Annotated in this window: 24 protein-coding genes; all 24 read left to right on the top strand. The window is 38.6% G+C overall.

The features are described from left to right. Window positions 1–22: 22 nt before the first annotated feature. The gene (ilvN, locus tag BM146_RS09180; protein WP_022776201.1) at window positions 23–505 is read left to right on the top strand and encodes an acetolactate synthase small subunit; all 483 of its coding nucleotides are present in this window, start codon (window positions 23–25) and stop codon (window positions 503–505) included. 117 nt (window positions 506–622) lie between these two features. Continuing rightward, window positions 623–1,261: a hypothetical protein gene (locus BM146_RS09175; RefSeq protein WP_074887675.1), complete on the top strand. Its 639-nt coding sequence runs from the start codon at window positions 623–625 to the stop codon at window positions 1,259–1,261. Between the two features lie 269 nt (window positions 1,262–1,530). Next, window positions 1,531–2,034 carry an acetolactate synthase small subunit gene (gene ilvN, locus BM146_RS09170; protein WP_074887672.1) on the top strand — a complete coding sequence of 168 codons (504 nt, stop codon included), beginning with the start codon at window positions 1,531–1,533 and terminating at the stop codon, window positions 2,032–2,034. A gap of 48 nt (window positions 2,035–2,082) precedes the next feature. After that, window positions 2,083–3,111 carry a ketol-acid reductoisomerase gene (gene ilvC, locus BM146_RS09165; RefSeq protein ID WP_074887668.1) on the top strand — a complete coding sequence of 343 codons (1,029 nt, stop codon included), beginning with the start codon at window positions 2,083–2,085 and terminating at the stop codon, window positions 3,109–3,111. Between the two features lie 129 nt (window positions 3,112–3,240). Further along, complete coding sequence (locus BM146_RS09160) at window positions 3,241–5,646, top strand: YfhO family protein (protein WP_074887665.1); 2,406 nt, start codon at window positions 3,241–3,243, stop codon at window positions 5,644–5,646. A gap of 83 nt (window positions 5,647–5,729) precedes the next feature. Beyond that, window positions 5,730–7,001, top strand: a complete 1,272-nt coding sequence (gene leuC / locus BM146_RS09155; protein WP_177201632.1) for a 3-isopropylmalate dehydratase large subunit — start codon at window positions 5,730–5,732, stop codon at window positions 6,999–7,001. Between the two features lie 93 nt (window positions 7,002–7,094). Further along, the gene (gene leuD, locus BM146_RS09150) at window positions 7,095–7,583 is read left to right on the top strand and encodes a 3-isopropylmalate dehydratase small subunit (protein ID WP_074887662.1); all 489 of its coding nucleotides are present in this window, start codon (window positions 7,095–7,097) and stop codon (window positions 7,581–7,583) included. A 131-nt stretch (window positions 7,584–7,714) separates the two neighbouring features. Then, a complete protein-coding gene (locus tag BM146_RS09145; protein WP_074887658.1) occupies window positions 7,715–8,698 on the top strand; it encodes a glycosyltransferase family 2 protein in 984 nt (327 codons plus the stop codon). A gap of 205 nt (window positions 8,699–8,903) precedes the next feature. Then, a complete protein-coding gene (locus BM146_RS09140; protein ID WP_074887655.1) occupies window positions 8,904–9,713 on the top strand; it encodes an Mrp/NBP35 family ATP-binding protein in 810 nt (269 codons plus the stop codon). A gap of 60 nt (window positions 9,714–9,773) precedes the next feature. Beyond that, window positions 9,774–11,195 (top strand): AI-2E family transporter, encoded by a 1,422-nt coding sequence (locus tag BM146_RS09135; protein ID WP_074887652.1) that lies wholly within the window; start codon window positions 9,774–9,776, stop codon window positions 11,193–11,195. A gap of 101 nt (window positions 11,196–11,296) precedes the next feature. Next, entirely contained in the window at window positions 11,297–12,337 is a 1,041-nt protein-coding gene (locus BM146_RS09130; protein ID WP_330391802.1) for a branched-chain amino acid aminotransferase, read from the top strand. A gap of 155 nt (window positions 12,338–12,492) precedes the next feature. Continuing rightward, window positions 12,493–13,101 (top strand): Holliday junction branch migration protein RuvA, encoded by a 609-nt coding sequence (gene ruvA / locus BM146_RS09125; protein WP_242949375.1) that lies wholly within the window; start codon window positions 12,493–12,495, stop codon window positions 13,099–13,101. Window positions 13,102–13,128: 27 nt separating this feature from the next. Further along, window positions 13,129–14,160, top strand: a complete 1,032-nt coding sequence (ruvB, locus tag BM146_RS09120; protein WP_074887643.1) for a Holliday junction branch migration DNA helicase RuvB — start codon at window positions 13,129–13,131, stop codon at window positions 14,158–14,160. 59 nt (window positions 14,161–14,219) lie between these two features. After that, window positions 14,220–14,633 (top strand): cell division protein ZapA, encoded by a 414-nt coding sequence (zapA, locus tag BM146_RS09115; RefSeq protein ID WP_022776040.1) that lies wholly within the window; start codon window positions 14,220–14,222, stop codon window positions 14,631–14,633. Between the two features lie 44 nt (window positions 14,634–14,677). Then, the gene (locus BM146_RS09110) at window positions 14,678–16,918 is read left to right on the top strand and encodes a peptidase U32 family protein (protein WP_074887641.1); all 2,241 of its coding nucleotides are present in this window, start codon (window positions 14,678–14,680) and stop codon (window positions 16,916–16,918) included. A gap of 4 nt (window positions 16,919–16,922) precedes the next feature. Next, window positions 16,923–18,284 (top strand): FtsW/RodA/SpoVE family cell cycle protein, encoded by a 1,362-nt coding sequence (locus tag BM146_RS09105; RefSeq protein ID WP_074887639.1) that lies wholly within the window; start codon window positions 16,923–16,925, stop codon window positions 18,282–18,284. Beyond that, a complete protein-coding gene (locus BM146_RS09100) occupies window positions 18,262–19,701 on the top strand; it encodes a peptidoglycan D,D-transpeptidase FtsI family protein (RefSeq protein ID WP_074887636.1) in 1,440 nt (479 codons plus the stop codon). The genes BM146_RS09105 and BM146_RS09100 overlap by 23 nt, the downstream gene beginning before the upstream one ends. Window positions 19,702–19,783: 82 nt before the next feature. After that, window positions 19,784–20,122 carry a hypothetical protein gene (locus BM146_RS09095; protein ID WP_074887630.1) on the top strand — a complete coding sequence of 113 codons (339 nt, stop codon included), beginning with the start codon at window positions 19,784–19,786 and terminating at the stop codon, window positions 20,120–20,122. 11 nt (window positions 20,123–20,133) lie between these two features. Further along, the gene (locus BM146_RS09090) at window positions 20,134–21,075 is read left to right on the top strand and encodes a DUF2953 domain-containing protein (RefSeq protein ID WP_074887626.1); all 942 of its coding nucleotides are present in this window, start codon (window positions 20,134–20,136) and stop codon (window positions 21,073–21,075) included. A gap of 25 nt (window positions 21,076–21,100) precedes the next feature. After that, entirely contained in the window at window positions 21,101–21,499 is a 399-nt protein-coding gene (locus tag BM146_RS09085; RefSeq protein ID WP_074887623.1) for a GerW family sporulation protein, read from the top strand. Window positions 21,500–21,515: 16 nt separating this feature from the next. Continuing rightward, window positions 21,516–22,097: a J domain-containing protein gene (locus BM146_RS09080; RefSeq protein WP_143087457.1), complete on the top strand. Its 582-nt coding sequence runs from the start codon at window positions 21,516–21,518 to the stop codon at window positions 22,095–22,097. Window positions 22,098–22,364: 267 nt separating this feature from the next. After that, entirely contained in the window at window positions 22,365–23,486 is a 1,122-nt protein-coding gene (gene recA / locus BM146_RS09075) for a recombinase RecA (RefSeq protein WP_074887618.1), read from the top strand. Between the two features lie 451 nt (window positions 23,487–23,937). After that, complete coding sequence (locus tag BM146_RS09070) at window positions 23,938–24,306, top strand: hypothetical protein (protein ID WP_177201630.1); 369 nt, start codon at window positions 23,938–23,940, stop codon at window positions 24,304–24,306. 72 nt (window positions 24,307–24,378) lie between these two features. Continuing rightward, the gene (locus BM146_RS09065) at window positions 24,379–25,155 is read left to right on the top strand and encodes a hypothetical protein (protein ID WP_074887612.1); all 777 of its coding nucleotides are present in this window, start codon (window positions 24,379–24,381) and stop codon (window positions 25,153–25,155) included. Window positions 25,156–25,483 lie beyond the last annotated feature (328 nt).

Here is a 25,483-nt window from a genome sequence, read left to right as displayed (position 1 = left end):
TGATGGGGAAAGGTAACTTAACATGAAAAGAATATATTCGGTTCTTGTAGAAAACAGGGCAGGTGTGCTTTCTAAAGTGGCAGGTCTTTTCTCAAGAAGAAATTTCAATATTGATTCGCTGGTTGTTGGTGAAACTGCTGATAGAAGCGTTTCCTGCATGACTATTGTTTCTACAGGTGATGAGCGCACTATTGAACAGATTGAAAAACAGCTTAATAAAAAGATTGATGTTATTAAGGTTAAGACTTTTAAGGAGAGCATGAGTATCAACAGAGAGCTTATGCTTATCAAGGTTAAGTACAACAGGGATAACAGAAGAGATATCATGGAGAACTGCCAGATCATGGGTGCTTCTATCGTTGATATGTCAAAAAATATGATGGTAATACAGATATGTGATACATCAGAGAGAATAGAATTATTCATAGAGATGCTTAAGAGTGTGAGCATAGTTGAAATAGCACGAACAGGGACTGTTGCTCTTACGAAATGCAAGGAACAGTAAAGCTTTAGGACTTTACTGTTTTTTTATAATGATTTAACCAGTGTTTAATTCAAAGCGGCAAACCGATAATGTATACTTTGTATACACGCTAACCCCTATGTTAAAAGGAGAATCGTTATGAAGAAAATAAGAGTAAGTTTGGCTATTATGCTTGTTGCTACCATGCTTATCGGAGTTTATACCACAGCTTTTGCCTCCGGCTCTGTTGATGGTATTGTTGTCGGCAAAGAATATTCTGCAACTTTTGATGACGGAAATATGTATCTTCTGGTTGAAGTTACAAATACAAATAGCGTAGATACAGCAGTTTCAATGGATGCTATTTCTATTGATGCAAGCGGCAAAGTAATGGAGACAAATGCTGAGGATGATGTATTTATACTGGCTCCGGGCGAAATATATATGCTTGTAGGAGTATTCCCAAATTCAGCATCAGCAACAAATTATGACTATGATCTTTTTGTAAACAGAAAATTAGGCGAATACGGTGTTAAAGCAGCAGGAAGTTCCCTTGATGCTAAAGCATATGACGCTGGAAATGGTAATGTAGAAGTTTATGTTACAAATACAAGTAGCGAAACAGTATCAGGTAGTGCAGTAGTTGTATATTACTACAAGAACGAAATCGTTGATTTTGCTGAAAGTTATCTTGGTAATACCGGAGATTATCTTAAAGCCGGTGAAAAAACAACAGCATATTTCCATACGAATCAGGTTTATGATTCATTCAGCTACTATATTGCAGGTATGAAATAATACAAAAATAATACTTTGATCTTAAAGATGGTTTTTCACATTAAAAAGGTGTGAAAGACCATCTTTTTTTGTTTAAACCTAAAAATCCGATGCAAAATTAAAAATGATTGCAATAAATACTTTAATGCTGTAAAATAGTGCAAGTTTAAAGCCTAAAAGAAAAAGTTGTTGACGTGGTACATTAGAGGAGTATAATTTGATATTATCGGTTAAAAATTCTAGGCCGTGATCTTAAATGCATATAAGTAAGACTTGAAAAGGAGCACAAAATGCAAAAAAAAGTCTTTCAATTACTGGTTGATAATAATCCGGGAACTCTTTCCAGGATATCTGGTCTTTTTTCCAGGCGAGGATATAACATTGAGAGTATAACTGCAGGAACCACTGCAGATCCAAGATTTACCAGAATCACAATTGTGGCATCAGGGGATGATGTGATACTGGAGCAGATTGAAAAACAGGTTAGTAAGCTTGTTGACGTAAGAGATATTCATGAGCTTTTACCTAAGGACAGCGTATACAGAGAGCTTGCTCTTGTTAAGGTAAGAGCAGAGGCGGACAAGAGACAGAGTATTCTTGCTACTGCAAATATTTTCAGAGGCAACATTGTTGATGTCAGCATTGATTCAGTGATAATAGAGATAACAGGTAGTCAGTCAAAAGTTGATGCTTTCCTTAAGCTCCTTGAAGGCTATGAGATTCTTGAACTTGCCAGAACGGGAATTGCCGGTCTTGGGCGAGGCACAGATAACGTTATTTATTTAGACGAATAATTTGATTATTCAATTTTCAATATATCAAGATAGTAGGAGGAAAAATTAATGTCACAGGATGCACGTATTTTTTACCAGGAAGATTGTAATTTATCTTTGCTTGAGGGAAAGACAATTGCTATTATCGGCTATGGCTCACAGGGACATGCCCATGCTCTTAACCTTAAGGATTCAGGATGCAACGTAATCATTGGACTTTACGAGGGCTCAAAGAGCAAGGCAAAAGCTGAGGCACAGGGACTTAAAGTATATAACACAGCAGAAGCAGCTAAGATGGCTGATATCATCATGATCCTTATCAACGATGAGAAACAGGCTAAGATGTACAAAGAGGACATTGAGCCAAACCTTCAGCCAGGCAACATGCTTATGTTCGCTCATGGATTTAACATTCACTTTGGACTTATCAAGGCACCTAAGGATGTTGATGTAGCTATGATCGCTCCTAAGGCTCCTGGACATACAGTTCGTTCTGAGTACCAGGCTGGAAAGGGAACACCTTGTCTTGTAGCTGTTGAGCAGGATGCTACAGGTAAGGCACTTGATCTTGCACTTGCATATGGCGCTGGAATCGGTGGAGCAAGAGCTGGTCTTTTAGAGACAACATTCAGAACAGAGACAGAGACAGACCTCTTTGGTGAGCAGGCAGTTCTTTGTGGTGGTGTTTGTGCACTTATGCAGGCTGGTTTTGATACACTTGTTGAGGCTGGTTATGATCCAAGAAACGCATACTTTGAATGTGTTCATGAGATGAAGCTTATCGTTGACCTTATCTATCAGTCAGGCTTTGCAGGAATGAGATATTCTATCTCTAACACAGCTGAGTATGGTGATTATGTAACAGGACCTAAGATCATTACAGATGAGACAAAGAAGACAATGAAGAAGATTCTTTCTGATATTCAGGATGGAACATTTGCTAAGGAATTCCTTCTTGATATGTCAGAAGCTGGCGGACAGGTACACTTCCAGGCTATGAGAAAGCTTCACGCTGAGCATCCATCAGAGAAGATTGGTGAAGAGATCAGAAAGCTTTACAGCTGGAACAACGAGTCAGATAAGCTAATAAACAACTAACTGCAAATGGACCTTAGTGACGGGGTTATGGGCCATTTATTTGAAAATGTTCATAAATTAGACTATGATAGAAAGGGTATCGCCTCGCGGTACTCTTTCTATTTTTTATTTGATGAGGATTATGAAAAAATGTCTGAAAAAAAGAAGTATTATACTCCTGTAGTAATGTTTTTGAGCGCGTTTTTGATGTACGTGCTAGCTATTTTGCCTATTTTGATTTCAAGAGGTCTGCCCTTTTTTTATTACGGTGACTATAATGTTCAACAGGTTCCGTTTTATATTGCGGCCCATAGAGCTGTAAGGAGCGGAGAGTTTTTCTGGAACTGGAATATAGATCTTGGCGGGACCATGTTTGGAGACTTTGCCTTTTATCTTTGGGGGAGTCCGTTCTTTTGGATATCAGTTCTTTTTCCTGAAAACGCAATTCCATATCTTATGCCATTCCTTATGGCACTTAAATATGCCACAGCGGCTACATGCGCATATCTATACATTGAGAGATACGTATATAAATATACGTATGCGATGATTGGCGGATATTTGTATGCATTTTCCGGATTTAATGCCTGCAATATAGTATTCAACCATTTTACTGATGCGGTTGCTTTTTTCCCGCTTTTCCTTCTTTGCTTTGAAGAACTCATGGCGGCTGAGGGCAAAAATAAGTATAAGAGATTCATCTTTTTTGCTCTTATGACAGCTTTTATGTCTGTTGTGAATTACTATTTCTTCTTTGGACAGGTCGTATATATGGTTCTGTACTTTGTGGTCAGATACATAAAGGGTAACACTGTAAAACATGTCATAACACTTTTCTTCAGAGCTCTCCTTAGTGGAGTGCTTGGTGTTTTGATTTCCGGATTTTTCCTGTTGCAGGCTTTTGCAGGTATCCAAGGTAATTCAAGACTTGATAATTACATAAATGGCTATGATATCCTGGTCTATCCGAGCGAGAAGCTTCTCTGGGATATAGTAAAGAGTCTTTCAATGCTTCCTGACATTATTGGTAAAGGAACTCTTTTCTACACAGGAACTGTTAAGAATGCATCACTTGCTGCATATTTGCCTCTGTTTGGATTATCTGGAGTTATTGCGTATTTTCTTTTAAACAAAAAGAAGCACAACTGGGAAAAGACAATGCTGATAATCTGCGGAGTGATTGCATTTATACCTGTTTTTAACGCTGCATTTTCAATGTTTAACAGTTCATACTATGCGCGCTGGTTTTACATGCCAATTCTGTTGATGTGTCTTATGACAGCGCAGGCTGCTCAAAGGGGAAAGTCTCCTCAGTTGAAAAAAGGCGCAGTGGCAGCGGTGCTTATGTTTATGTTTTTTATTCTCGTATATTTCTTTCCGTCTAAAAATGACAGTGGTGAGATGGTCATGTTTAACATGACGGAGAATAATACAATATTCCTGAGGGATGTGCTTGGAACAGCAATTCTTAGCTTTTTCCTTTTGCTGACAGTTTTTGTATTGCCAAAGAAGGTTAAATTCGACAAGGATCATTCACTGATAAAGATAAGAGATGTTGTCGTTTTATTTGTTGTTATCTGCAGTTGTATTCTTGCTACATTCATACCTGTTAAAAATGGCAGCTCTATCATCAGTGACAGGGGCAAAAAAATGTGGCAGGAGCAGATGCTCTTTAATAAAGTAAGTGTTGATCAGAGTGATTTTTGCAGAGGAGAGGTTGATTCAACATCCACTAACTATGATATTGTCTGGGGGATGCCTTCAATTCATTGCTTTTTAAGTACAGTTCCTTCCGAAATCTTTGATTTCCTCGATGGAACACTCGGAATCACAAGAACTGTTGAGACCAACATCCCGGTTTCAAGAGCAGGAGCAAGGGCTATTCTTTCTGCGAGATATTATTTTGAAAATGCTGAGATCAGTAAGAACAGAGTATATGCCAATGGAGAAGGAACAGAAGGCTATACTTATCTTGATACTCAGGACGGATTTGATATTTTTACGAATCAGAATTTCATTCCTATGGGTTTTACTTATGAATACTATATCACCGAGTCAGAGTGGAGCGATTTAAACGCTGATGACCATGACCTTGATCTTTCAAGAGTTCTTATAATACCTGATGAAGTGGCGCTTGAATATGGTGATTCACTTGCTGTGACAGAACTTACAGCCGAAGATCTCATGGAAGATGACTTCTCTTACTATGATTTTGAACTTGAATGTGATAAAAGAGCTGCAACTTCCTGTGAGAGTTTTGTAACTGATACTTATGGGTTTACTGCCAAGACAGCAATGCTCCCTGATAATACACTTGTATTTTTCTCAGTGCCTTATACAGAGGGCTTTAGCTGCACTGTAGATGGAAAAGAAACAAAGATTTTGTCTGCAGATTTTGGTCTTATGGCAATCCCTGTTCAGGGCGGATGCCATGAGATAAGAGTTACATATACGCCTGAAGGCTTTAAGAGCGGCCTTATTATGACTATCATCGGACTGTTGATACTGGGAGGCCTTATATTGCATACATTAATTTTCATCAAGAAAAATGATTAAATTTGATATGTGTTTTACTGTTTGTTTTCATGTTATATTTACTATTATATTTTTGACATTAATTAACGAGGAGATTGACGTGTATGAGCAGAATGACCATGACTCAAAAGATTTTGGCAGCACATGCGGGACTTTCCGAGGTAAAACCGGGACAGCTTATTGAGGCAGATCTTGATCTGGTGCTTGGAAATGATATTACAAGCCCTGTTGCCATTAAGGAAATGGAAAAATTTACTAAAGAGGGTGTGTTTAATAAAGACAAGATTGCCCTCGTTCCCGATCACTTTGTTCCAAATAAGGACATTAAGTCAGCAGAGAACTGCAAATGTGTCAGAGAATTTGCTAAAAGAAACAGTATCACAAACTATTTTGAAGTCGGAAAAATGGGCATTGAGCATGCTCTTTTACCTGAAAGTGGACTTACTCTTCCCGGAGATCTCATAATCGGTGCCGATTCTCATACATGTACATACGGGGCTCTTGGAGCATTCTCAACCGGAATCGGTTCAACAGATATGGCTGCAGGAATGGCTACAGGAAAAGCCTGGTTTAAAGTGCCTTCAGCAATTAAATTCAATATCGTTGGCAAGCCATCTAAATGGGTTAGCGGTAAGGATGTCATCCTACATATAATTGGTCTTATTGGCGTGGATGGAGCTCTTTATAAATCTATGGAATTTGTTGGAGATGGGATCAAAAATCTTTCTATGGATGACAGATTTACAATTGCAAATATGGCAATTGAAGCAGGTGGTAAAAATGGTATTTTCCCTGTTGATGACATTGCTCTTACATATATAAATGAGCATGCTAAGGGTAAAAAATATACAGTATATGAAGCAGATCCTGACGCAGAATATGATGAGGAATACACAATTGATCTTAGTAAGCTGACACCTACGGTTGCATTTCCACATCTTCCTGAGAATACTCATACATTTGAAAATATTGCTGAAATAAAGATTGATCAGGTGGTTATTGGGTCGTGTACGAATGGCAGAATTGATGATCTTAGGATTGCAGCAGAGGTTTTGACTGATCATCATATTGCAGAAGGCATGAGATGCATTGTTATCCCTGCCACACAGAAAATCTATATGCAGGCAATGGAAGAGGGACTTTTGAAAATTTTCATTGAAGCCGGAGCAATTGTTTCAACTCCCACTTGTGGACCATGTCTTGGCGGATATATGGGAGTTTTAGCGTCCGGTGAAAGATGCGTTTCAACCACGAACAGAAATTTCGTTGGAAGAATGGGCGCTATAGATTCAGAAATATACCTTGCTTCACCTGCAGTTGCTGCAGCAAGTGCCGTGACAGGCAAGATTTCACAGCCATCTGAGCTTGGATTGTGATTATTTGGAACATATAGGTTTTTGTTTTTTCTCAGAAAAACAGAAGTCATAGAATATCATTTGATGAAAAATCAGATTTTGTGGAGGAAAAAAATGAAAGCTGCTAAGGGAACAGTTTTTAAGTACGGAGATAATGTAGATACAGACGTAATAATTCCTGCAAGATATCTTAATACTACAGATCATTCAGAGCTTGCAAAACACTGCATGGAGGATATCGATAAAGACTTTACATCAAAGGTTAAGACAGGAGATATCATTGTAGCTGATAAAAATTTTGGCTGTGGATCATCAAGAGAGCACGCCCCCATTGCTATAAAAGCTTCGGGTGTAAGCTGTGTAATTGCCAAGAGTTTTGCCAGAATTTTTTACCGCAACAGCATCAATATCGGGCTTCCTATCATTGAATGTGAAGAAGCGGCAGACAATATAAAAGCAGGCGATGTTGTAAGCATTGATTTTGATACAGGCCTTATCACAGATGAAACAACCGGAGAATCCTTCACTGGTCAGGCCTTCCCACCTTTCATGCAAAAGATCATAGACTCTGAAGGTCTTATCAATTATATAAACTCAAAGTGATTTAATATGGGAATATTATGCGCAGGGCGGTTTGAAAGGCTGCTCTGCTTTTTTTCTGCTGGCACTTTCAAAACAAAGAGTTTTATACTATTATATTATTTATGAAATTTTTATTTTAGAAGGAATAGTTTATGAATAGGTTATTTTGTGTAATTCCCTGCTATAACGAACAGGAAGTTCTTCCGGAAACTTCAAAAAGGCTTGAGAAAAAGTTAAAAGATCTTATCGCTGCCGGAAAAATTTCTGATGATAGCAGGATACTTTTTGTGAATGATGGTTCTAAAGACAATACCTGGAATATTATAAAAGAGCTTCATGAGAAAAATGAAATATTCCAGGGAATCAATCTTTCAAAAAATATGGGGCATCAGAATGCTCTTTTGGCCGGCCTTATGACAGCAAAGGATCTTTGTGATGCAGCAATTTCTCTTGATGCAGATCTTCAGGATGATATAAATGCTATAGATGGAATGGTTGATAAGTTTATTGAAGGGTGTGACGTCGTTTATGGAGTAAGGTCCAAAAGAGCTACTGATACTTTCTTTAAAAAGTTTACAGTAGAATCTTTTTACAAGCTTATGAATTCCATGGGAGCAAACACCGTGTACAATCATGCGGATTATAGACTCATGAGTAGACGAGCTCTTATGTCACTTGCAGAATTTGGAGAGGTTAATCTTTTCCTTAGAGGCATTGTGCCAATGGTAGGCTTTAAATCAGATGTTGTTTACTATGAGAGAGCGGAAAGATTTGCAGGTGAGAGTAAATATCCTCTTAAAAAGATGCTCAGTTTTGCAGTTGAAGGTATCACAAGCCTTAGCACTAAGCCAATTAAGCTTATTACCGGTCTTGGATTTTTTATTTTCCTCGTTAGCATAATTGTTTTGGTTTATTCTCTTGTAAGACATTTTACAGGACAGACTATTCCGGGATGGACTACTACAGTTCTTTCCGTATGGGCAATCGGTGGCCTTATTATGATTTCTCTTGGAGTAATAGGAGAGTATATTGGCAAGATATATCTCGAAACCAAGAACAGGCCTAGATTTATCATCGAGTCTTATGTTGGCGATAAAGAGGATGTGGAGACATCTGAGTATGTCTACAAAAGATGATTTTGATCATTATAGATTGTCATGTATTCTTGAATCAACAATTCAAGAATGCATCAACCAAGCCAATTTAAATCGACTTCGTCGATGAGGCTTGGTTGACTCTTCATTCATATTCTCACGAAATCCGCAGTATATGCGGATTTCTGGAATTTAGTTCAAGATGTCATTACTTTATAAATAAAATGTACGGGTAGGAGATTTTTAAATGGCTAAGAAACCAGAAGAGTTTAAAAAGCAGATGGAAGATAATATGAAGGCTGCGCCCAATCCTAATTCACATGTAAAAAAAGTAATCGGAATTGTCAGTGGCAAGGGCGGTGTTGGAAAGAGTCTTGTTACAGGCCTCTCAGCAGTAGCCATGAATAAAAAAGGTTATAAAACAGCGATAATGGATGCTGATATTACAGGACCATCTATCCCAAAGATGTTTGGAATCGGAAAGTTTAATGTGGGAGATGAGACAGGTCTTTTACCGGCTGCTACAACAAGGGGAACTAAAGTGATGTCTCTTAATATGCTCATGGAAAATGAGACGGATCCTGTAGTTTGGAGAGGACCTGTAATTGCAGGCATTGTAAAACAGTTCTGGTCTGATGTTAATTGGGGTGATGTGGACTTTATGTTTGTTGATATGCCACCAGGAACAGGTGATGTACCGCTTACGGTTTTTCAGTCTCTTCCTGTTGACGGAATCATTGTTGTATCAACTCCTCAGGATCTTGTTGAGATGATCGTTGAAAAAGCTATCAATATGGCCAATATGATGAATATTCCTGTTCTTGGAATCGTAGAGAATATGAGCTATATGAAGTGTCCACACTGTGGTGAAGCTATAAATATTTTTGGAAACAGTAAGATTGAGAGCTATGCTGCTTCTAATGGAATAGATATACTTGGAAGGATACCTCTTGATCCATCAATTGCAGGTTTGTGCGATGGCGGTAAGATTGAGGAGATTTCAGAAGACTATCTTGATAGTCTTGCGTATATACTTGATGGGATGATTGAAAAATAATAATTTGCAATAATTGTGGGCTTTTTGAGACTATATAAAAAGTAGCTGAGGGAATCAAATATGAAAATGAAACCAGAGAAAAACCAGGTAACCTGGGCGTTTACTATATTTGTATTAGCCGTGGCGCTGATGCTGACTTACTATGTGATTTTTGATGGAAAAACTCTGGCGAGATCCATCGGCGGGATAATTGATTCTCTATCCGGAATCATAATCGGTATAGCTATTGCATTTGTTTTACTTCCGCTTTTAGAGGGAATTGAGGAAAAGATTCTTTATCCGTTGTTTAAGGTGATTGGAAAAGAGACCTCTGAATATGGCAAAAAAGATAAGAAGAGAAGAGCTAAGATAAGAAAAATAGCAGTTCTTTTGACAATGATTATTTTCATTTTAATAGTGTATAGCCTCTTCAGGATCATCATTCCTCAATTGGTTGACAGTATTAAAGAAATTGCTACAAATCTTCCGATTTATGTAAAGAATGTAGATGAGTATTCCAATCTGTTCCTTAGCAATAATCCTGACCTTCAAAAAATCATTGATTCTCAGCTTGATGCATACTACGAGAATTTAAGTGAGTTTTTGACCAAAAAACTCCTTCCTATGCTGCCAAATGTTAACACAATCGTGAAAGTCGCATCAAAAAGTGTTTTTTCGATTGTTGGTGTGATCATAAATCTGGTTGTTGGTATTATTGTTGCTATTTATGTTCTTAACTCAAAAGAAAAGTTTACCACTGTAGGCAAAAAAATGGCTTATTCTTTCTTTAGGGAGAGTTTTGCCAATGAGCTTATTGGAGGATTCAGATTTACAAAGACAACGTTTGAGAACTTCATTGGCGGTAAGATTATAGATTCACTTATCATTGGTGTTATTTGCTATATTGGTGCGCTTCTTCTTAAAATTGATTATCCGGTGCTGATTTCAGTTATTGTAGGCGTAACAAATATTATTCCTTTCTTTGGTCCATACATCGGAGGAATAGCTGGAGCTCTTTTACTGGTGCTCATTGATCCCGTCGAGGCTTTGATATTTCTGATTTTTGTCATTGTGCTTCAGCAGTTTGACGGCAATATATTAGGACCGATGATTCTTGGTAGTTCAACGGGGCTTTCAAGTTTTTGGGTTATCTTTTCGATAACATTGTTCGGAGGACTTTGGGGAATTATTGGATGGCTTATCGGTGTGCCTATCTTTGCAGTGTTCTATGCTTTTGTTGGATGGATCACAAACATTCTTTTGGAAAAGAAGAATCTTAGTACCAACACAGAGGACTATTATGATTTGGCATACATTGAGGACAAACAGTACAAGCCGTTGAGCGATAAAGGGAACGTTAAGTTCAATGCCAGCAAGGAGGCGGATACCTTCAAAAAAATCTTCAATGTGGATGGTATTAAAGAGGCAGCAAGACAGAAAAAAGTTGCAAAGGCAGATAAGTCTCCTGAACAGGCAAAAGATGATAAAAGTGATAAGACCTAATTAAAGAATTGATAAAGCTTGATTCTTTAGTCTTGACGAAAGTTTTTAAAAGACTATAATGATATTTATTAACGCTTTGACGTATTAAAGTCCAAAAGGGGATGAAGATTATGAGTAAAAAGAATTTAGATTGGGCAAATATTGGATTTGGCTACATGGTAGCGGATAAGAGATATGTATCCAACTTCAAGGATGGTAAGTGGGATGACGGATGCCTTACAGAGGATTCAAAAGTTGTATTGAGCGAGGATTCAGGTGTTCTTCATTATGCGCAGGAATGTTTTGAAGGTCTCAAGGCATACGAAACAGAAGATGGCAAGATCGTTACATTCAGACCTGACCTCAATGCTAAGAGAATGGTTGATTCAGCCAAGAGACTTGAGATGCCTCCTTTCCCTGAAGACAGATTTATCAAGGCTGTAGAAGAAGTTGTTGCAGCTAACAGAGACTGGGTTCCTCCATATGGAAGTGGAGCTACACTTTATATCAGACCTGTAATGTTCGCTACAGGCAATGTTATAGGTGTTAAACCTGCTGATGAGTATCAATTCAGAATCTTTGTTACTCCTGTAGGACCATATTTTAAGGGCGGCGCAAAGCCAATTGTTGTTAAGATAAGTGATTTTGACAGAGCAGCACCACATGGTACAGGAAATATCAAGGCAGGCCTTAACTATGCTATGAGCTTACATGCTATCGTTACAGCTCATGAAGAAGGATTTGCAGAAAATGTATATCTTGATGCAGAATCAAGAACATATATCGAAGAGACAGGTGGAGCAAACATCATCTTTGTTACAAAGGATGGTGGACTCGTAGTTCCACAGTCACACACAGATTCAATTCTTCCATCTATCACAAGAAGATCAATCGTTTATGTTGCAAGAGAGATTCTGGGGCTTAATGTTGAGGAGAGACCAGTTAAGCTTTCAGAAGTAGATAACTTCGCTGAGATGGGACTTTGCGGAACAGCAGCTGTTATCAGCCCTGTTGGCAAGATCAATGATCATGGCAGAGAGATTTGCTTCCCAAGCGGTATGAACGAGATGGGACCAGTTATCAAAAAGCTTTATGACACACTTACAGGCATCCAGATGGGCACAGTTGAGGCTCCTGAAGGCTGGATTCATGTGATTGAGTAATGTTTTTTATGTGCGTATAGATATATTGATATAAGAGAACTCCTGCACCTGTGGTGCGGGAGTTTTTTAAGTTATCATAAAAATAATTGCTAAATTAATGTTACAATACAAGTTATGAATTAAGTGAAAACGGGGATAAGAATTTGATAGCATATGTGAATGGAATTTTGGAGAGTATTGAAGAGGGAAATGCTGTAGTTGATGTTAATGGCGTTGGCTACAATGTGAATATATCAGGGTCCACAATGGACAGGATGCCTGGAATAGGCGAAGCGGTTAAGCTCTACACATATACCAATGTAAAAGAAGATGCGTTTACGTTGTTTGGTTTTCTTTCAAGGGATGAGCTTAATCTTTTTAAGATGCTCATTACTGTTAATGGCATAGGACCTAAAGGCGGTCTTGCCATTTTGTCAGTTATGACGCCGGATGATCTGAGGTTTGCTATTATTGCAGGAGATAGTGGCGCAATTTCAAAGGCTCCCGGAGTTGGAAAAAAGACAGCGGAGAGAATTACTCTTGAACTCAGGGATAAGATAAAGGCAACAGAAGACAGTATGCTTTCTTCTGCGGCAGGTCTTTCTTCTGCGGAGGTTTCTGAAAGCGATAGCCCTGCAAGAGATGAGGCTGTGGCAGCGCTTGTTTCTCTCGGATATAATGCTACGGATGCAACAAAGGCAGTAAGGAAAGTGCTTTCCGTTAATCCGGAAATGTCAAATGACACTGAGCTGCTCTTAAAGCAGGCATTAAAAGAGATGTTTTGAAAATAGATTGTAACAGGGAAGAATTGTATGGAAAAACGTAAGATAGTAACAAATGCCAGGGGAGTGGACGCTCAGGAAAACGCAGAGGATGCCAAAATAGAGGGCTCACTCAGGCCAAGGAGCCTTGACTCATATATTGGACAAAAGAAAATAAAAGAAAGCCTTAAGATATATATAGAGGCAGCAAAGGGAAGAGGAGAGAGCCTTGATCACCTCCTTTTTTACGGGCCTCCCGGACTTGGAAAGACAACACTTGCCAGCATTATTGCCAATGAGATGGGGGTTAATATAAAGATAACTTCAGGTCCTGCCATAGAAAAACCTGGCGATATGGCTGCAATACTCAACAATCTGCAGGAGGGAGATGTTCTTTTTGTTGATGAAATACATAGACTAAACAGACAGGTTGAGGAAGTTCTTTATCCTGCAATGGAGGACTATTGCATCGATATCATGATAGGAAAGGGGCCTACAGCAAGGTCTATAAGGCTTGATCTTCCACACTTCACACTGATTGGAGCGACAACGAGGGCAGGAATGCTCTCGGCGCCTCTTCGTGATAGATTTGGCATGATACACAGGATGGAGTTTTATGATATTGATGAGCTTTGTTCTATTATCAGGCAGTCTGCAAGAGTTTTGAATGTGGATGTTGACCCAAATGGAGCAAAAGAGATGGCAAGGCGAAGCCGTGGAACTCCGCGTCTTGCCAACAGGATACTTAAGAGAGTAAGAGATTTTGCACAGGTAAGGTATGATGGTTCCATAACGGAAGAAGTCGCAAATGTGGCTTTGGATCTTATGGATGTCGATAAACTTGGGCTTGATCACACTGACAGAAATATACTTTTGACCATGATAAATAAGTTCGGCGGCGGCCCTGTAGGACTTGATACGCTCGCAGCTGCAATAGGTGAGGATTCCGGTACTATAGAAGATGTCTATGAGCCTTACCTGATAAAGAATGGTCTTATTAATAGAACGCCCAGGGGAAGAGTTGTGACTGATGAGGCATATCATCATTTAGGGCTTGAAAACCCAAGTGATGGCGATATATAATCATGAAGTATAAAACGTACTAATTCGACAACTAATTTGTGTTCGGGGGGAGAGTTTACATGGCATCCAAGACAGATACCGAAGTTATCATTGGTGGGAAAGTTTTTACCTTAAGCGGATATGAAAGTGAGGAGTATCTGCAGAAGGTTGCTTCATATATCAACAACAAGATTTCTGAATACAATAAAATTGATGGTTTCAAGAGGCAACCGATTGATACTCAGAATGTTCTGCTGCAGCTCAATATAGCAGATGATTATTTTAAATCTAAAAAGCAGATTGAGCTTATGGAAGAACAGCTTTCAGAAAAAGAAAAAGAGCTTTATGATTTAAAACACGAGCTTATCGCAACCCAGATTAAACTTGAGAATACTGAAAAGAACAGTAAGAGCCTGCAGACTAAGCTTGATGATTCGTCCAAAAAGATCATTCAGCTTGAGACTCAGGTTAAGGGAACAGGAAGTAAAAAATGATTGTTTAGGCTGTCTTAATGACAGCCTATTTTTGAGTAAAAAAAATGAAGAGAGTAGAATTACTTGCCCCGGCCGGGGGCTATGAAACAATGGTGGGCGCCTTTAATGCAGGCGCAGATGCCGTTTATCTTGGTGGAGCGAAATTTGGCGCCAGAGCTTATGCTGATAATTTTGACACTCAGCAGGTTTTGGATGCTATTTCTTATGCTCATTTATTTGGCAAAAAAATCTACATGACTGTGAACACTCTTGTAAAAGAGAGAGAGTACGGCGAGTTATATGATTTTATGTTGCCTTTTGCAGAAAAAAAGCTTGATGGGGTTATTGTTCAGGACCTTGGCGTCATGAAACTTATAAGAGATGAGTTTCCGGATATTGAGCTTCATGCAAGTACACAGGCCACTGTAACAGGTGTAAATGGAGCAAAACTCTTAAAGGACCTTGGCTGTGTAAGAGTCGTTCCTGCAAGAGAGCTTAGCCTTATGGAGATGAGAGAGATCAGGGAAAAGGCTGATGTTGAAGTAGAAGCCTTTATTCATGGCGCAATGTGTTACTGCTATTCTGGAATGTGTCTCTTTAGTAGCATGGTTGGAACCAGAAGCGGCAACAGAGGAAGATGTGCGCAGCCCTGCAGACTTCCTTACTACTTGGCTGGCTCACAATCAAAGGAGCAGTATCCGCTTAGCCTTAAGGATATGTGTACTGTTTCTATCATTCCTGAACTTATTGAAGCCGGAATAGATTCTTTTAAGATTGAAGGTAGAATGAAGCGCCCTGAATATGCTGCCGGCGTTACATCTATTTATCGCAAGTATATTGATCTGTACTATAAAGATCCTGCTGCTCATCATGAGATTTCAAAAGAGGATATGGATATACTCAATTCTCTATATTTAAGATCTCAGATTAGTCAGGGATATTACCACAAGCACAACGGCAAGGACATGGTAACTCTTGATTCTCCGTCTTATAACGGCACTTCTGATAAGGTGCTTTCTGATGTAAAAGAGAAATATCTTGATAAAGAGTTGAAGCTTAAATGTAAGCTTAAGTGCAGGCTATGTGTTGGAGAAGAGGCATCCCTTACCATGGCTCTTGTTCATGGTGAACGTGAAATTGCTCTTGAAACTCATGGCAACAAAGTTCAGGAGGCTTCAAAACGCCCTATGGACAAGGAAAACGTTCTTAAACAGATTTCAAAGTTTGGAGGCACAGTATTTGAGCCTGAGAGAATTGATATAGATATAGATGATCGTGGGAGCGGGAAGGGTATTTTTATTCCTGTAAGTGAGCTTAACGAGCTTAGAAGGAATCTATGTGATCAGATGATTGCATGCATTACTGAGCCGAATAATGATTCTGATATTGGACAGGTAATGGAAGAATGTGCGGTTGAGCTTGGAAGAAAGACGCAAACACTAGCTGATCACAAGCCTTGCCTTCACGTTCTTGTAAATACCACTCAGCAGCTTAAGAGTGTGCTTGAGGTTCAGAGAAAAAAGCATGCTATTTCCAGAATTTATATCGATAGTAATCTTTTTTTGGGGAGTGATGGCTCTTTTGACGGTGAAGGAGCAGAACTTTTTGTTGCGCTTCCGTACATGACAAGGCATGAAAGCTTTGATGGAACTCTTGATATTGAAAAGATAGCAGATTCTGCTATAGAGAAGGGAGTTTCAGGGCTTCTTGTGCGAAATCTTGAACAGCTTGGGATACTTAAGTTCAGAGGATATACAGGTAATATTGTTCTTGATTATGGTATGTATATTTGGAACGAACAGGCAGCTGCCATGGTAAAAGATTTGGTGTCGGAAGTATCTGTCCCGTTGGAACTTACTATCCACGAGGCTGCTGAAGTAACTGATAAGGTCAGGAAGAACCTTGGTATTCCTGTATCCTTTAATGTTTATGGATATGCGCCAATGATGGTCAGTGCAGGCTGCATTAAAAAAACACTTGATAGATGCAGCGGTAATCAGGGGAAAATATTGGCTTCTCAAACTGCTATTGTAGACAGAATGGGCAATGAGCTTAAGGTAACAACCAATTGCCGCAACTGCTACAATGTTATTTGGAATGCGCTTCCAACATCTCTTCATAAAAAAATAGAGAATATTGCAGGAAGATTTTCTTTTGACAATTACAGAGTTGATCTGACAATTGAAGATGGTACGGCCTCATTAAAGGTTCTTAATGGATATACAGACTTTATATTAAATGGCGTTATGGGCGAACTTAATGATCTAATATTTACAACCGGGCATTTTAAACGCGGAGTAGAATAGACAAATGGAATTATATGTAACTGAAATATCAAAATATGTTATAGCTTTTCTTATGTTTTTATATACATTGGAGGCATTTGTTGCATTTAGATGGAAAACCGAAAAAAAGAGAACGGGACTGTATATAAGACAAATTATATTAATGTTTGCTGTCCAAATTGCATGTTTTATTCAGATAATGGCAAGAACCGGAAAGCCGGTTTATCTTTTTTTCTTTGCTTTCCAGATAATTGCCTTTTCATCAGTCCTTCTTTTGTTTTATGTTGTATATCCTGACGGGAACAGGCTTATTATAAACAACAGCTGTATGCTTATGATGATAGGACTCATTATGCTTACGAGGCTGTCATATGACAGAGCTGTAAAGCAATTCTTTATTATTGTCGCTTCATTTGTGGTAGGTTTTATTGTGCCCGAGATCATATTCAGATTTGAATTTCTAAAGAAATTTACATGGTTATATGCAGTTATGGGTGTTGTGGCAATAGGAATAGTTCTTTTTTTGGGAGCTGTTACTAACGGATCAAAGATCACTTATACGATTGGTGGAATAACACTTCAGCCTTCTGAATTTGTTAAGATTCTCTTTTTGTTTTTTATGGCGGGAGCTCTTGATAGTGCAGAAAACATTTGGCAGATATTCCTTGCCTCTGTGGTTGCTGCAATACATGTAATAATTCTTGTTTTGTCAAAAGATCTGGGGAGCGCTCTTATATTTTTTGTAGTATATCTGGCACTTATATATATATCAACAGAAAATGTGGGATATCTGGCAATTGGTCTTTCTTTTGGAGCACTGGCTAGTGTGATCGCATATAAGCTCTTTTCACATATTCAGGTCAGAGTTCAGGCATGGCTTGATCCTTTCTCTGATATCGAATCAACAGGTTATCAGTTATCACAGTCTCTTTTTGGTATAAGTTCAGGTGGATGGTTTGGACTTGGGTTATACGGAGGAACGCCTAAGTCAATTCCATTTGTGGAGCAGGACTTCATTTTTTCTGCCATAGCAGAGGAGATGGGGGTTATTTTTGCTGTACTTATAGCACTTGTCTGTGTCAGTACATTCATTGAAATAATGAGACTTGGTTATTTTCTTAGAGATACATATTACAGACTTGTAGTCTGCGGAATAGGAGTGGCCTATATTTTTCAGACTTTCCTTACAATTGGCGGCGGATCAAAATTTATTCCGCTTACCGGAGTAACACTCCCGTTTGTGAGCTATGGCGGCTCATCTGTATTAGTGACCATTATGATGATAATGATAACTCAGGGAATCTTTATGATCAGAACAGATGAGAGATATGAAGCTATTGAAAGAATGAAGAGGCGCAGAGAAAATGAGAGAAGAAAAGAATACTAACAGAAGGAAGATAAGATCATATCCAATAATTGTGCTTTCTGTGTTCTATGCTGTTTTGTTCGGGGCCATGCTTGGATATATCTGCTACTATTCATACTCAAACAGGCAGACCCTTATGAATAATAGTTTTAATACAAGGCAGGCTATTCTTTTGGCTCAGAATTCAAGAGGAAAGATTCTTTCCAGAGATGGGGAAGTTTTAGCTTATTCACAGGAAACAGAGGATGGAAAGGAAATAAGAGTCTATCCCTATGAAAAAGAATTTGCCCATGTGGTTGGTTATGCAACTAATGGTAAGGCCGGAATAGAAGCGCTTGCTAACTATTATCTTATCAATACCAATGTTGAACTTTCTGAGAAGGTAAGACTTGATGCTGCAGGTGATAAGTATCCCGGTGATAATGTTGTCAGCACTTTGGATGTAACTCTCCAGGAAGTGGCTTATAATGCGCTATCAGCAAGGAAAGGGGCAATAGTTGTTTCCAATCCTAAAACCGGTGAAATATTAGCGATGGTTTCAAAACCTGATTTTGATCCGAATTCTATAGCTCAGGAGTGGGATAGCCTTTTGGCTGATAAATCTACTGATGCAAAATTGTTAAACAGAGCTACTCAGGGGCTTTATCCTCCGGGATCAACATTTAAGATTGTTACTTCACTTGCTTATTTAAAAGATCATCCGACAGATTATGCAGGGTACCGGTATACATGTTCAGGAAGCTTTAGCGTTGGCGAAGATAGTATTTCCTGTTACCATGGTCAGGTTCACGGAAGCCTTGACCTTTTTACTTCGTTTGCTGAATCCTGTAATTCATCATTTGCCAACATAGGCATGGGTATATCAGAAAAAGCTTTTAGCATTACCTTAAATGACCTGATGTTTGGTCAGGACCTTCCTTTGGATGTGCTTTATTCAAAGAGTAGTGTTGATTATTCTGCTGATATGTCAAATGCAGATAGAATGCAGCTTTCTATTGGCCAGGGAACAACATCGGTAACACCAATGCATATGAATATGATCACATGTGCTGTGGCTAATGACGGAATTCTGATGAAACCATGCTTCTTTACTCAGGTAAAGAGCGAAGAAGGGAAGGTTGTAGAAAACGTTTCATTTGAAAAGTATAAGAGACTTATGTCTTCTGAAGAGTCAGCTGTTTTAAAGAAAATGATGGAACAGGTTGTTCAAACCGGAACAGCCAGTAAGTTAAAGGGGTTATCATATAGTGCAGCTGGTAAGACCGGATCGGCTGAATTTAATTCTCAATCAGACTCACATGCGTGGTTTACAGGATATGCTCCAGCTGAAGATCCTGAAATATGTGTAACTATCATTGTCGAAAACGCAGGAAGCGGCGGCAGCTATGCGGTTCCTATTGCCAAGCGTATTTTTGATGCGTATTTCGGTGTGGAGTAAAAAAGTATGACAATCATCTTTAATATGATAAAATTGATGGTAAATTACTAATTTGATTTTAGTTTTTTTCGTGGGAGTTAATATGAAAAAAAGAGGATTCTGTGAGTTTTATAAGAATCTGTACTGGGGAGCCTCTGTAAGCAATAAGGCGCTTGTCAAATGGAAATTAAAACATGGAGCGGGTCAGCTTTCTATTTTTTGTGTTACAAGAGCTTTGAATGAGAATGATCAGCTTGATATCGTTCACTGTGCTTTCTTGAAACAGGCTTATTTTAAAGTACATCCTTCTTTTGTCTATGGAATAGCATCAAGCCATGATGAAGCAGTTGATCTGGTGCTTAGAATTTCGCAGGAAGCATCCATGGCAGGACTTGACGGAAGACTTCTTGATTATCTTGAAAGCAAAGGAAAGATTCATTAACGGGGATTTTTATGTTGGCGGGTGTATTAACTTTTTTGAAAATATTAGGGATAATTCTGCTTTGTGTCATTGGATTTATCCTTATTCTTTTACTTCTTATCCTGTTTGTTCCTCTCAGATATAGAATTGACAGTTCAATTCCCAGGACAAATCTGGATGAGGAATTTGATGCAAAAAGAGTTTATGCTAAGGTGTCATTTTCCTGGCTCCTTCACATTGTAAGTGGAGGCATCTCTTATCCGGAGAACAAGCAGTTTGAAATCAGATTATTTGGCATTAAGGTTTTTCCTTTAAGGAAAAAGGAGGAAAAGACCGATAATAAAGATAATAAAGATGAGAATAAAACTACTTCAAGTGGTGTAGTGGAAATGAGTAATATTCCTGATAATGATCATGTGGAGGCAGTTAAGGAAGATTCAGAAGAGGCGGATAAAGCTATTGGACAAGAATCCGATGAAGAAGCTTTTGAGGAACACAGATCATTTTTAGATGTGCTTTGGAATATTATAGATAAAGTTACCAATATTTTGGAAATGCCACAAAATGTGTTTGTGAAAATACAATATACAGTATCTAGAGTTTGTGGTAAGATTAGTATGATTAAAGCCACAATAGAGAACGACATCTTTAAGAGGGCATTTGACCTCGTAAAGCATAAACTTGTACGGATAATTAAGATGATCCTTCCTGACAAATGTAATGTCAGATTGGGCATTGGAACCGGTGATCCTGCACAGACTGCTGAGATGGTAGGTATCTTTGGTGCTATGTATCCTTTCCTTTTTAACAAAGTCAGTTTTGAACCGGATTTTGATGAGAAAGTCATAGAAATGGATGCGCATTTGAAGGGCCATATCACAGTATTTACTATAGTTTACAGTGTTGCGGTTTGCTTTTTTGACAAAGATGTGAAAAAGGTAGTCAGGCGCTTCAAAAAAATATTAAGATCGTAATAAAACTGATTATCTGGAGGGTATGATGGGAGAGAATAATTTTAACGGTGTAGTTGAGTCATTATTAAACGGAATGCATTCTGTTATTGAGGCCAAAACAGTAGTTGGCCAGCCTACTCAGGTGGGTGATACTATTGTTCTTCCTTTGGTAGATGTATCATTTGGTGTTGGCGCCGGTGCAACATCTGCTGACAAGAAGAACGGAGGAACAGGTGGATTTGGTGCAAAGATGTCTCCAAGTGCAGTCCTTGTTATCAAGAATGGTTCCACAAAACTTGTTAATATCAAGAATCAGGATGCTGTTACAAAAGTTCTTGATCTTGTACCGGATATTGTGGATCGTTTTGCCAGTAAAAAAGAAAAAATGATGGATGACAGTGAAGCGGTAGACATTGCTTTTCCGCAGGAAGACAATAAGGAGTAATGTTGAGAACTGCCTTTTGGCATGGTACATATATGTGGCAGTAGTAATGGGGGCAATTACTATGGAAGAAAAGAGAAATTTGGAAGAGATTATCCTAAATGGTACAGAGGATGAGCTTTCAGAGCTTCGTGTATGGCTTTTTAAAGAGAGTGTGCGTCTCGAGAATGAGGAGAGTGCGCTGGCTGAGCGTTATGCTCGCTTGGAAGCAGATGAGCAGGCTTTCCGGGATAGAATGGATATAGCAGAAAGAAAGCTTGAAGCTGCGTCAAAAAAACTTAATAATGACAATGCTTTATTTGAGCAGAGATTGAAAATCCTTAATAGCGGATTTGATCAGTTAAACAGTGATAAAAAGAAACTTGAAGCTGACTTTATCAGGCTTGAGAGAGAAAAGATGTATCAGAGAGAAAATGAGTATGATGCTCTTGATATTCTTTTCAGAGGGGCGAATACTCCGCTAACACTGAAAAAGAGATATAAAGACCTCATGAAAATGTTCCATCCTGACAATATCAGTGGAGATGCAGACATAGTTCAGCTTATAAATGAGGAATATGCAACGCTTTGCAGACATTATGATATGAGCGCATATAATTAAAAAATTTTTGACAACAAAGTATTTATATGATAACCTTTATCAAGTCATTGCCTTTCTTTGGCAATGACTTGTGTATGTTCTAAGGGGATATGATAATACAGCATTTATCAGATGCTGTATGCAGACAGATCTTTTTGGCATTTCTGCCGGGAATTTCAAGGAGTAATTAAAAAGAATTTTCAAATTTGTATAAAAAATATTGACACAATCGAACACTTGTTTTAGTATGTTTATATACAGAACGAATGTTCTTAAAAGGAGATTGGTATGGAAAGAGAAGATAAACAAAAAGCATTAGAGGCAGCTCTTGGACAGATTGAGAAACAGTTCGGTAAGGGCGCAGTTATGAAGCTTGGCGACTCATCAGATACTATGAATATAGAAACTATCCCAACAGGATCACTTAGTCTTGATATTGCACTTGGTCTTGGTGGCATTCCTAAGGGGAGAATTATTGAAATCTACGGACCTGAGTCCAGTGGTAAGACAACAGTTACACTGCATATGATAGCAGAAGTACAGAAGCGCGGAGGTATAGCCGGATTCATTGATGCAGAACATGCTCTTGATCCTGTATATGCCAAGAATATCGGTGTTGATGTTGATAATTTGTATATTTCACAACCTGACAGTGGCGAGCAGGCTCTTGAAATCACAGAGACTATGGTACGCTCAGGTGCTATCGATATAGTTGTGGTTGACTCAGTTGCAGCCCTTGTTCCAAAAGCAGAAATCGACGGAGATATGGGAGATTCCCATGTGGGTCTTCAGGCGAGACTTATGTCACAAGCTCTCCGTAAACTTACTGCAGTAATTAGTAAGTCAAATTGTACGGTAGTATTTATCAATCAGCTTCGTGAAAAAGTTGGTGTAATGTTTGGTAATCCTGAGACTACAACAGGTGGACGTGCTCTTAAGTTCTATTCCTCTGTTCGTATGGATGTTCGTCGAATTGAGGCTATTAAGCAGAATGGAGAGAACATTGGTAATAGAACAAGAGTTAAGGTAGTCAAGAACAAAATTGCTCCTCCTTTTAAAGAGGCTGAGTTTGATATTATGTTCGGCAAGGGAATTTCAGCTACAGGTGATATCCTTGACCTGGCTGCAGGTGTTGATATTGTCAATAAGAGTGGCGCATGGTATCAATACGAGGGAGAAAAGATTGGACAGGGACGTGAGAATGCTAAGCTCTACCTTGAGAACAACCCTCAGATCAGAGACGATATAGAAGCAAAGGTTCGTGCACATTACGGATTGCCTGTAGATAATTTTTCAGCAGCTTCCGCTGCAACAACTGCTGACAAAGTCGCAAATAGCGATGATTCTGCTTTAGCTGATTCTGCAGATGGAGAAAAGACTTCTGCCAAAAAGAGTAAGGCGTCTAAGTAATTAGAGTATGCATTCTTGAATCAACAATTCAAGAATGCATCAACCAAGCCAATTTAAATCGACTTCGTCGATGAGGCTTGGTTGACTCTATACTCATATTCTCACGAAATCCGCAGTATATGCGGATTTCTGAAATTTAGTTCAAGAAGTCATGCTCTATCTGATATTTGAAAGCTGATGTTTTATCAAGTATATGAAAGCTGATGTTTCGATATTGCTTATGTTCGTATATTTGGACTCATTCTTTAGATTCTTTATGTTAAACTCATTTATCGGTGGCCGTCCGGCCACCGATTTTCTACGCAAATTCAGCGTACCCTATTCAACTATATTATTTAATCCGGCAAATAAAAAGGTAATTGTGGTGATTACATCGATGTTATGTACTTGCGATTTAATTTACGCGTAATTTACAGATGTAATTGCCTTACACTACGTCCCACAAACAAGCATGAGTGACATCAAGGACGTAAATTTGGTGGTAGACCTAAAGATAATCGCCAGACACTACGTCCCAAAAGCAAGCACGAGGGACATCAAGGACGTAAATTTGGCGGTAGACCTAAAGATAATCGCCAGACACTACGTCCCAAAAGCAAGCATGAGGGACAACGAGGACGTAAATTTGGTGGTAGACCTAAAGATAATCGCCAGACACTACGTCCCAAAAGCAAGCACGAGGGACATCAAGGACGTAAATTTGGCGGTAGACCTAAAGATAATCGCCAGACACTACGTCCCAAAAGCAAGCATGAGGGACAACGAGGACGTAAATTCGTCGGTAGACCTAGATGTAATTGCCTTATACTACGTCCTATAAACAAGAATAAGTACAAAAAGGGAGGTAACATTGATATATCAAGATAATTATTGGAGGCAGGATATACTCACTATGTTGGAAGAAAGGAAATATAAGCTCCAGGAACTAATATCTTCAAAGGCTGAGGAATTAAATAAAGCCCCAAAAGGAGTAATAAGAATTCAAAAAAGCAATGGAGTCGATCAGTATTATATTAGAGAGAATCCTCAAGATAAAAACGGAAAATATATTCCCCAAAGCCAGAAGAATCTTGCAAGGAGAATCATCCAACGTGATTATGACAAAAAGGTCTATGATGCTGCTGACGCGGAACTTACACAACTTAAGCATTATATTTATAGGCTTGAAAAGTTCGGTATTACAAAAGTTTATGATAACTTTACTCCGAAACGGCAAAAGTTTATTACACCAATAATGAAGACAGATATGCAGCTGATAGAAAGCTGGAAGGCTGTTAAATATGAAGGTCTTTCATTTTCAGAAGACAGTACCGAGTTCATTTCAAATAATGGAGTCAGAGTCAGATCAAAAGCAGAACTGTTGATTTCGAATTTGATAGAACAAAAGGGAGTTTTATATCACTATGAATTTCCTTTAAATCTCAAAGGTTTTGGCACTGTTCATCCGGACTTTTATTGTTTGAATTTAAGGCGAAGAAGAGTAATTATTTGGGAGCACTTTGGAATGATGGATAATCCGGATTATGCCAATAGTACTATTGCGAAGATAAATGCTTATGAAAAGAATGGATATAAGTTTGGGGATAATTTTATAGCAACCTTTGAATCAGCAAGGTTTCCGCTTAGCTCCGTGATGATCAAGTGTAAGATAGAGGAATACCTGTTATGAGTATTCAAAAAAACATTGGGTTAAGTGCTCGTAGATTTAAAGCCGGGGGTAATAGATTAAAAAGCGAAAAATATTTTAAAAGCAAAAAATACTTTAAAAGCAAAAAAAGTTAAAAACGGGAAATGCAGTAAGAAGTAAAAAAGCAGCCAACATTCAATTGCAGGGGGTTCCTTGAAAAGCCAAAGTCAGAATGCTACACTTTATAAGAAAGTAGCATTGTATCAGCCGCTCATGAGTTTATTGATATCGATAATAGCATATGAGAATTTTTGTTTTTTGGTTTCAAGGATGGCGCTATTACCGGAAAGAGTTTGGGAAAAAGCTAAAC

Source organism: Butyrivibrio proteoclasticus (assembly GCF_900115735.1).
Lineage (GTDB): Bacteria > Bacillota > Clostridia > Lachnospirales > Lachnospiraceae > Butyrivibrio > Butyrivibrio proteoclasticus_B.
This window is presented reverse-complemented; position numbering and strand designations above follow the sequence as displayed.

What these genes read in the sequence shown, in the direction of transcription:
- BM146_RS09160 (WP_074887665.1), top strand. Translation starts at nt 3,241, where the DNA reads ATGTCTGAAAAAAAGAAGTATTATACTCCTGTAGTAATGTTTTTGAGC.
- BM146_RS09090 (WP_074887626.1), top strand. Translation starts at nt 20,134, where the DNA reads ATGTTGGCGGGTGTATTAACTTTTTTGAAAATATTAGGGATAATTCTG.
- zapA (WP_022776040.1), top strand. Translation starts at nt 14,220, where the DNA reads ATGGCATCCAAGACAGATACCGAAGTTATCATTGGTGGGAAAGTTTTT.
- leuD (WP_074887662.1), top strand. Translation starts at nt 7,095, where the DNA reads ATGAAAGCTGCTAAGGGAACAGTTTTTAAGTACGGAGATAATGTAGAT.
- ilvN (WP_022776201.1), top strand. Translation starts at nt 23, where the DNA reads ATGAAAAGAATATATTCGGTTCTTGTAGAAAACAGGGCAGGTGTGCTT.
- BM146_RS09085 (WP_074887623.1), top strand. Translation starts at nt 21,101, where the DNA reads ATGGGAGAGAATAATTTTAACGGTGTAGTTGAGTCATTATTAAACGGA.
- BM146_RS09145 (WP_074887658.1), top strand. Translation starts at nt 7,715, where the DNA reads ATGAATAGGTTATTTTGTGTAATTCCCTGCTATAACGAACAGGAAGTT.
- ruvB (WP_074887643.1), top strand. Translation starts at nt 13,129, where the DNA reads ATGGAAAAACGTAAGATAGTAACAAATGCCAGGGGAGTGGACGCTCAG.
- BM146_RS09110 (WP_074887641.1), top strand. Translation starts at nt 14,678, where the DNA reads ATGAAGAGAGTAGAATTACTTGCCCCGGCCGGGGGCTATGAAACAATG.
- BM146_RS09070 (WP_177201630.1), top strand. Translation starts at nt 23,938, where the DNA reads ATGAGTGACATCAAGGACGTAAATTTGGTGGTAGACCTAAAGATAATC.
- BM146_RS09065 (WP_074887612.1), top strand. Translation starts at nt 24,379, where the DNA reads ATGTTGGAAGAAAGGAAATATAAGCTCCAGGAACTAATATCTTCAAAG.
- BM146_RS09100 (WP_074887636.1), top strand. Translation starts at nt 18,262, where the DNA reads ATGAGAGAAGAAAAGAATACTAACAGAAGGAAGATAAGATCATATCCA.
- BM146_RS09175 (WP_074887675.1), top strand. Translation starts at nt 623, where the DNA reads ATGAAGAAAATAAGAGTAAGTTTGGCTATTATGCTTGTTGCTACCATG.
- ilvC (WP_074887668.1), top strand. Translation starts at nt 2,083, where the DNA reads ATGTCACAGGATGCACGTATTTTTTACCAGGAAGATTGTAATTTATCT.
- leuC (WP_177201632.1), top strand. Translation starts at nt 5,730, where the DNA reads ATGAGCAGAATGACCATGACTCAAAAGATTTTGGCAGCACATGCGGGA.
- recA (WP_074887618.1), top strand. Translation starts at nt 22,365, where the DNA reads ATGGAAAGAGAAGATAAACAAAAAGCATTAGAGGCAGCTCTTGGACAG.
- BM146_RS09095 (WP_074887630.1), top strand. Translation starts at nt 19,784, where the DNA reads ATGAAAAAAAGAGGATTCTGTGAGTTTTATAAGAATCTGTACTGGGGA.
- BM146_RS09135 (WP_074887652.1), top strand. Translation starts at nt 9,774, where the DNA reads ATGAAAATGAAACCAGAGAAAAACCAGGTAACCTGGGCGTTTACTATA.
- ilvN (WP_074887672.1), top strand. Translation starts at nt 1,531, where the DNA reads ATGCAAAAAAAAGTCTTTCAATTACTGGTTGATAATAATCCGGGAACT.
- BM146_RS09140 (WP_074887655.1), top strand. Translation starts at nt 8,904, where the DNA reads ATGGCTAAGAAACCAGAAGAGTTTAAAAAGCAGATGGAAGATAATATG.
- BM146_RS09105 (WP_074887639.1), top strand. Translation starts at nt 16,923, where the DNA reads ATGGAATTATATGTAACTGAAATATCAAAATATGTTATAGCTTTTCTT.
- BM146_RS09130 (WP_330391802.1), top strand. Translation starts at nt 11,297, where the DNA reads ATGAAGATTATGAGTAAAAAGAATTTAGATTGGGCAAATATTGGATTT.